Below are 3690 nucleotides of genomic sequence, written 5' to 3' on the forward strand. Positions count from 1 at the left end.
CGCCGGGCGGGGGCGGCGGGGCCTCGCCGAGCCGCTGGGCGCGGTAGGTGTCGAGGAAGTACTGCTGGGTGACGCTCATGTCTCCAGGCTGCGCCGCCGCCCGACGGCTGTCGCGTCGATTGACGGGCGCCGTCAATCGAGGGTGGCGTTGTCAGTGGCGGGGTGCACGATGGGGAGATGAGCGTGCACATCGACATCACGGGGCTGCGGCAGGAGCAGGTCGTCTTCGCGCCCTCGCCCCTGGGCGAGCTGTGCATGGCGCTGCACGCGATGTCCGAGCCGGGTCACCATCCCGGCCTCCAGGGCTGGGTGACCGGCGTCACCGCCCGGCTCGACCCGCATCTGGCCGACCGGATGTGCGAGGCGGACTTCCTGTGGCGGTCGACGTTCTCCGACCTGTTCCTGCCGTGCGCGGGCATCCCCGGCCGCAGCACGCTCCCCGGGGCCACCCTCGCCGAAGAGCTGGACCTGGTGGACAAGCTGACGGACGAGCAGTTCGTGGACGCGGCGCTGGAGTTCACCACCTGCGCCATCACCTACAGCACCGGCGGACCCGGCCCGCTCTCGGACGCCACGATCAGGCTGCGCGCCCTGGAGCAGGCCGCGACCCGTGGTCCGCGTCAACTGGCGTTCACCGAGCGGCTGTTGGCCGATCCGCCACGGACCAGGGCCTGGCTGCGGCAGTTCCTGGAGGACTGCGACGAGGCGTTCTTCGCGGAGACCTGGTCCCGGATGCAGCACCAGCTCGCGGCCGACGCCCGCCACAAGACTGACCTCCTGCGGCACAAGGGCCTGGCGGAGGCGCTGACGTCGATGTCCACCGCGGTGACGCTCGACGAGAGGGCCACCCGCATTACGGTCGACAAACTCGGCACCGGTCGTACTGCGACCCAGGACGGCGGCCTCCTCCTGGTCCCCACCAGCCTGGGCTGGCCGCATCTGACGGTCCTGTACCGGTACGGCTGGCAGCCCGTCGTGCACTACCCCGTGGGGTCGCCCAAGTTCGCCGCGCCGACCTCCCTGGAGCAGCTGACCCTGAGGATGACCGCCCTGTCCCACCCGGTCCGCATGCGCCTGTGCCGCAGCCTGGCCCGCACCGCGTTCACCACCAGCGAGCTGACCCAGGTGCACGGCATGACCGCCCCCGAGATATCCCGCCACCTCGGCGTCCTGAAGAGGGCCGGCCTGATCACCACCCGCCGCCGCGGCCGCTACGTCCTGCACCAGCTGGACGTCACGATGGTGGCCCGCCTGGGCAGCGACTTCCTGGAGGGCATCCTCAGGTAGGCGGCGCCTGACGGCACGGCAGTCCCAGAGCGCGGCGCCTGACGGCACGGCGGTCCCGGAGCGCCGTAGATCCGTCGGCGGTCTCCTCAGCCGTGCCCGCCGGCCCGCACCAGCCCCGTCTCGTACGCCAGGACGACCACCTGCACCCGGTCCCGCAGGCCGAGCTTGGTCAGGATGCGGCCGACATGGGTCTTCACGGTCGCCTCGGAGAGCACCAGGTGGGCCGCGATCTCGCCGTTGGACAGCCCCTGGGCGACGAGGATCATGACCTCGCGCTCGCGCTCGGTGAGCCGCTCCAGCTCCTTGTGCTGGGGCTCCTTGCCGGCGGAGGGCAGCATCGGGGCGAAGCGGTCCAGGAGCCGGCGGGTCGTCGAGGGCGCCACCACCGCGTCCCCGCTGTGCACGGAGCGGATCGCGGTGAGGAGTTCACCGGGCGGCACGTCCTTGAGCATGAACCCAGAGGCGCCGGCCTTCAGCCCGGAGAAGGCGTACTCGTCGAGGTCGAAGGTGGTGAGGATCAGCACCTTCGGCGGGTTGTCACCCTGGCAGATGCGGCGGGTGGTCTCCACCCCGTCCAGCTTCGGCATACGGACGTCCATCAGCACCACGTCGACCGCGGTCGCGGCCAGCACCTGAAGGGCCTCGACACCGTCGCCCGCCTCCGCGACGACCTCCATGTCCGGCTGGGCGGCGAGCACCATCCGGAAACCGGTGCGCAGCAGCACCTGGTCGTCGACGAGCATCACGCGGATCGCCATCGGGTCCTCTTCCGTTCCGTCAGCAGGATCGTTCAACAATTCATTCAACAGGTTGAGGCCGTTCAACAGGCCTTCCAACAATTCGTTACAGGTGTCAGTAATCGGCGTACGAGAGATCAGTGCGCGGGTTTCAGCGGCAGCAGGGCGCTGATGCGGAACCCGCCGCCCGGGCGGGGGCCCGCGTCCAGGGTGCCCCCGACCATGCCGACCCGCTCGCGCATACCGATCAGACCATGCCCCTGGCCGTCGGCGCCGCCCTCCTCGTACAGCTCGTGCGGGGCGCCCTTGCCGTCGTCCTCGACGAGCAGCCCGAGACCGTCGTCGAAGTACACCAGCCGCACGCTGGCGCCCGTGTTCGGCCCCCCGTGCTTGCGGGTGTTGGTGAGCGCCTCCTGCACGATCCGGTACGCCGTCAGCTCGACGCCGCTGGGCAGCGGGCGCGGGGTGCCCTCGACCTTGAAGTCGACGGGCAGTCCGGACGTACGGCACTGCTCGACCAGGTCGTCGATCTGCTCGACGTCCGGCTGCGGAACGTACTCGCCGGCCTCCTTGTGCTCGCCGGTGCGCAGCACGCCCAGCAGGCGGCGCATCTCGGCGAGGGCCTGGCGGCCGGTGGAGGAGATCGTCTCCAGGGCCTTCTTCGCCTGGTCCGGCGCGGAGTCCAGGACGTAGGCGGCGCCGTCGGCCTGGACCACCATCACCGACACGTTGTGCGCGACCACGTCGTGCAGCTCGCGGGCGATCCGGGCGCGTTCGGCGGCGACCGCGACCTTCGCCTGCGCCTCGCGCTCCTTCTCCAGCCGGGCGGCGCGCTCCTCCAGCTGCGCGAAGTACGCGCGGCGGGTGCGCATCGAGTCGCCCAGCACCCAGGCCAGCGCGAACGGCACTGTCTGGAAGACCGCGATCGCGATCAGACCGGCGGAACTGGTGTGCCCCTGTGGCCAGCGGATCTGCGACAGGGTCGCCGCGACCAGACCGGTCGCCAGGGCGAAGCGGGAGGCCAAGCGGGCCCCGATCGCGGCGACCGTGTAGACGATCACCAGCATGGCGAAGTCGGCCGCCACGGGCTCGATGTCGAGGACCAGCTGAGCGAGCCCCGTCGCCAGGACCAGGACGAGCATCTTCTCCGGCCAGCGGCGGCGCAGCGCGATCGCCACACACATGACGGCCGAGACCGCCATCGCGCCCTGAGCCGTCCCGTGCCGGTCCGACACGTAGCTGGTACTCGCGATGCTCACGCCGCTCAGCCCCAGCAGGAAGACAGCCCAGAAGGTGTCGACCCATGTCGGGTGTCTGCGGAGGAAGTCGTAGAGGCGCTGCACGTAACCCAGCGTAGGGATGCGCGAAGTGTGCGGGGGTCAACCGGAGGATCGATCCGTATACGCCCCGCGTACTCCCCAAGGTGGAGGCCCGGTTGTCCTGTGCACTTAATCTGGCCCCGTGACGGACGACACTGCGGCCGGGTGGCGCGGCTGGCGGGCGGCGGCCGAGAACGCCCTCTACGGGCCCGAGGGGTTCTACCGGAGGCCCGAGGGACCCGCCGGGCACTTCCGTACGTCCGTGCACGCTTCGGCGCTCTTCGCGGGGGCCGTGGCACGGCTGCTGTGCCGGGTGGACGAGGCGCTGGACCGGCCGGCCGCGCTGG

Annotated in this window: 3 protein-coding genes and 1 pseudogene; 2 read left to right on the forward strand and 2 right to left on the reverse strand. The window is 71.0% G+C overall.

Annotated elements, in window-relative coordinates; translation table 11 throughout:
* The first annotated feature begins 177 nt into the window (after positions 1–177).
* Positions 178–1287, forward strand: a complete 1110-nt coding sequence (locus R6V09_RS48470) for a DUF5937 family protein (RefSeq protein ID WP_317887826.1) — start codon at positions 178–180, stop codon at positions 1285–1287.
* An 86-nt stretch (positions 1288–1373) separates the two neighbouring features.
* Here the strand turns inward: R6V09_RS48470 and R6V09_RS48475 are convergent, their stop codons facing one another.
* Positions 1374–2045 (reverse strand): response regulator transcription factor, encoded by a 672-nt coding sequence (locus R6V09_RS48475; protein ID WP_317887827.1) that lies wholly within the window; start codon positions 2043–2045, stop codon positions 1374–1376.
* A gap of 116 nt (positions 2046–2161) precedes the next feature.
* On the reverse strand, positions 2162–3367 hold the full coding sequence (locus tag R6V09_RS48480; protein WP_317887828.1) for a sensor histidine kinase: 1206 nt from the start codon (positions 3365–3367) through the stop codon (positions 2162–2164).
* 118 nt (positions 3368–3485) lie between these two features.
* On the opposite strand from R6V09_RS48480, the pseudogene R6V09_RS48485 reads away from it, so the two are divergent.
* A pseudogene (locus tag R6V09_RS48485) lies at positions 3486–3690 on the forward strand (SAM-dependent methyltransferase); the annotation flags it as partial.

It is taken from the genome of Streptomyces sp. W16, from assembly GCF_033194735.1.
Taxonomy (GTDB): domain Bacteria; phylum Actinomycetota; class Actinomycetes; order Streptomycetales; family Streptomycetaceae; genus Streptomyces.

What these genes read in the sequence shown, in the direction of transcription:
- R6V09_RS48470 (WP_317887826.1), top strand. Translation starts at nt 178, where the DNA reads ATGAGCGTGCACATCGACATCACGGGGCTGCGGCAGGAGCAGGTCGTC.
- R6V09_RS48475 (WP_317887827.1), bottom strand. Translation starts at nt 2,045, where the DNA reads ATGGCGATCCGCGTGATGCTCGTCGACGACCAGGTGCTGCTGCGCACC.